General features: G+C 70.2%; 5 protein-coding genes. 2 read left to right on the top strand and 3 right to left on the bottom strand.

Annotated features, from left to right (window positions below):
• Positions 1-8: 8 nt before the first annotated feature.
• Positions 9-671, top strand: a complete 663-nt coding sequence (locus tag I53_RS25185; protein ID WP_251982451.1) for an NYN domain-containing protein — start codon at positions 9-11, stop codon at positions 669-671.
• Between the two features lie 4 nt (positions 672-675).
• Here I53_RS25185 and I53_RS25180 read toward each other — a convergent pair whose 3' ends face one another.
• From I53_RS25180 to dapA, 3 genes are all read right to left on the bottom strand, one after another.
• Positions 676-1,245, bottom strand: a complete 570-nt coding sequence (locus tag I53_RS25180) for a peroxiredoxin (protein ID WP_043355932.1) — start codon at positions 1,243-1,245, stop codon at positions 676-678.
• Positions 1,246-1,393: 148 nt separating this feature from the next.
• A complete protein-coding gene (gene smpB, locus I53_RS25175) occupies positions 1,394-1,867 on the bottom strand; it encodes an SsrA-binding protein SmpB (RefSeq protein WP_043355930.1) in 474 nt (157 codons plus the stop codon).
• Between the two features lie 11 nt (positions 1,868-1,878).
• On the bottom strand, positions 1,879-2,778 hold the full coding sequence (dapA, locus tag I53_RS25170) for a 4-hydroxy-tetrahydrodipicolinate synthase (RefSeq protein WP_043355929.1): 900 nt from the start codon (positions 2,776-2,778) through the stop codon (positions 1,879-1,881).
• Between the two features lie 200 nt (positions 2,779-2,978).
• Here dapA and I53_RS31855 point away from each other — a divergent pair.
• On the top strand, positions 2,979-3,190 hold a 212-nt coding region (locus tag I53_RS31855), incomplete at its 3' end, for a hypothetical protein (protein WP_374701372.1).

The raw sequence follows: 3,190 nt of genomic DNA, 5'->3' as shown, positions 1-3,190 counted from the left end.
CACCCACGATTTTCCGGGATCTGACCTGTTCATGCCCACAACCCAAACGCAGCGCCATCTTCATCGACGGCGCCAATCTCTATGCCACCACCAAGGCCCTCGGTTTCGACATCGATTACAAGAAACTGCTCAAGGAATTTCAATCGCGCGAGAACCTTCTGCGCGCATTTTACTATACCGCCATGATCGAGGATCAGGAATATTCATCGATCCGCCCCCTGATCGACTGGCTCGACTACAACGGCTACCGCGTCGTGACCAAGCCCGTGAAGGAGTTCACGGATTCGATGGGCCGGCGGAAGTACAAGGGCAACATGGACATCGAGCTGGCGATCGACGCCCTCGAACTCAGCACGCATATCGATCACATGATCCTGTTCTCGGGCGACGGCGATTTCCGCTCGCTGGTCGAGGCGATGCAGCGGCGGGGCGTCAAGGTGACGGTGATCTCCACGATCCAGACCCAGCCGGCGATGATCTCCGACGAGCTGCGGCGGCAGGCCGACGACTTCGTCGACCTCGCGAGCCTCGCGGGCCGGATCGGGCGCGATCCGGGCGAGCGTCCGGTCCGGGCGCCCGGCGAGGCGCCGAGCCGTTACCGCGGGGAGGGCCGGACGAACCCGGGCCTGGAGAACCGCTACGGCATCCGCCAGCCGGAAGCCGAGGAGTAGGCCCTCAGGCGCCTGGCCGGTCGAGCCAGGCGAGAACCTGCCGGGCGCTCTGGTCCGGCGGGAAGACCGGGTAGAACAGCGCGCTCACCACGCCGTCGTCGATCACCAGGGTCAGGCGGCGCAGCAGCACCGCGCCGCCGGCCTCGAAGACCGGCAGGCGCGCCGCCATGGCGAAGGCCCGGTGCGGGTCGGCGAGGAGCGGGAAGGGCAGGTGCAGGCGCTCGGCCGCCTCCCGCTGGTAGGCGCTCGTCTGGGTCGAGAGGCCGAAGACCTGGGCCACGCCCCGGGCCTTCAGCTCGGCGTGGTGGTCGCGGAAATCGCAGGCCTGCGGCGTGCAGCCCCGGGCGCCCGGGATCGCGTCCCAGTCGGGGGTGAGGCCGGGCTTCCCCGGCTCGCCGGTGCGCGGATACGCGTAGGCGACCGTGCGCCCGGAGAGCCGCGCCAGCGAGACGGTGCGTCCATCCGTTGCGGTGAGCGCCACGTCGGGCAGGCGCATCCCGCGGAGATGGGCGGCCGCGCCGTCGTCGACGGGAACGGGCAGGTCGTCGGGCAGGACGTCGTGGCTGGATGGCATGGGCCGCACCTCGTATGCGCGAGTCCGGGCCGCCGCACCGGCGGAGGCGGGATCATGCGACGGCGCGGGATCGCCGCCAAGGCGATCCTGTCCGCGCCCCCGGCGCATCCGGCTAAGCCCCACCGGTCCCGGGACCTAGGCCCGCAACCTAGCCCCGGTCGCGCAGCAGCCGGGCCCGGTCGCGCTGCCAGTCGCGCTCCTTCACCGCCTCGCGCTTGTCGTGGGCCTGCTTGCCCTTGCCGAGGCCCAGCTCGACCTTCGCCCGCCCCTGGTCGTTGAAGTAGATCTTGAGCGGCACCACCGTGTAGCCCTGCCGCTGGGTCGCGCCGATCAGCTTGTTGATCTGGCGGCGGTGCAGCAGCAGCCGGCGGGGGCGCTTGGTGTCGTGGTTGAAGCGGTTCGCCTCCAGGTATTCCGGGATGTAGGCGTTGAACAGCATCAGGTCGTTGCCGGAGGGACCGGCATAGGCCTCGCCGATCGTCGCCTTGCCGCCGCGCAGGGACTTCACCTCGGTGCCGGTCAGCGCGATGCCGGCCTCGAGGGTGTCCTCGATGGTGTAGTGGTAGCGCGCGGCGCGGTTGTCGGCGACGATCCGCCGGCTGGGCTCCGGTTTCGGGGCCATGCGGGTGCCTCTCAGTCGACCAGGAGCCCGGCATGCCGCAAGGCGTCGTCCACGATGCGCTTCGTGGGCTCCGTCACCGGCACGAGCGGCAGGCGCAGCTCCTCCTGCATGTGGCCGAGCCGGGCGAGCGCGTACTTCACCGGCGCCGGGTTGGCCTCGGCGAACAGGCCGGTCTGGAGCGGGAACAGCTTGTCCTGGAGGGTCAGCGCCCTGGCGTAGTCCCCCGACAGCGTCGCCTCCTGGAGGTCGGCGCAGAGACGCGGGGCGACGTTCGCCACCACCGAGATGCAGCCGTGGCCGCCCTGGGCGTTGTAGCCGAGCGCCGTCGCATCTTCGCCTGAAAGCTGGATGAAGCTCGCACCCATGGCCTGTCGCTGCTGGCTGACGCGGTCGATCTTGGCGGTCGCGTCCTTCACGCCGGCGATGTTCTTCAACGCGAAGAGCCGGGCCATCGTCTCGACGCTCATGTCGATGACGGAACGCGGCGGGATGTTGTAGATGATGATCGGAATGCCGACCGCATCGTTGACGGCCTTGAAGTGGGCGTAGAGGCCCTCCTGCGTCGGCTTGTTGTAGTACGGCGTCACCACGAGGACGGCGTCGGCTCCCGCGCGCTCGGCATGCTGCGCCCGCTCGACCGCCTCGGCGGTGGAGTTGGAGCCCGCCCCCGCCACGACCGGGACGCGCCCGCCCGCCTCGTCGATGCAGGCCTCGACCACCCGGTCGTGCTCGGCATGGGTCAGGGTCGGGCTCTCGCCGGTGGTGCCGGTCGGCACGAGGCCGTGGCTGCCCTGCTCGATCTGCCAGCGCACGAGTTTCCGGAAGGCGTCCTCGTCGAAGGCGCCGTCGCGGAACGGCGTCACAAGCGCGGTGAGCGAGCCCCGCAGGCGGCTCCCGGTCATCTCGGTCATCTCAGGCGTCCCAAAGGGTCCCTGCTGGGGTTCCGGCGTTCTCGGCGCCGTGCGTGGTCCGCACCTTACGGGCGCGGACGGGCAGACATAGGCAATCGCGCCACGGCGCGCAAACAGATCGTCGCGACGGTTAACGCGATCTTTATGGTCTCCGCCCGATCCTCGGCCTTTCCCGCCCCGGTGAGCAGCAGGGGGACTCCGTGATCCGATCCGCGGCCACGACGCCCACTCCCAAGGTGCCTGCTCCGAAGCGCACGACCCTCGCCGCCGCCGCGTTCATCGCCACCGTCGGCGTCGCCCTTTGCGGCCCGGCCGGCCCGGACGCCGCCGCGACGCAGCCGACGCCGCCCGCGAGCGATGCCGCCCTCTCCACCGCGCAGGTCCTGAGCGCCGAGAAGGCCGCCGATCCGGT

The organism is Methylobacterium sp. B1, assembly GCF_000333255.1.
Taxonomy (GTDB): Bacteria; Pseudomonadota; Alphaproteobacteria; order Rhizobiales; family Beijerinckiaceae; genus Methylobacterium; species Methylobacterium fujisawaense.
This window is presented reverse-complemented; position numbering and strand designations above follow the sequence as displayed.

Excerpts from the sequence above, each read along its gene's own strand:
- I53_RS25180 (WP_043355932.1), bottom strand. The coding sequence starts at position 1,245 with ATGCCATCCAGCCACGACGTCCTGCCCGACGACCTGCCCGTTCCCGTC.
- smpB (WP_043355930.1), bottom strand. The coding sequence starts at position 1,867 with ATGGCCCCGAAACCGGAGCCCAGCCGGCGGATCGTCGCCGACAACCGC.
- dapA (WP_043355929.1), bottom strand. The coding sequence starts at position 2,778 with ATGACCGAGATGACCGGGAGCCGCCTGCGGGGCTCGCTCACCGCGCTT.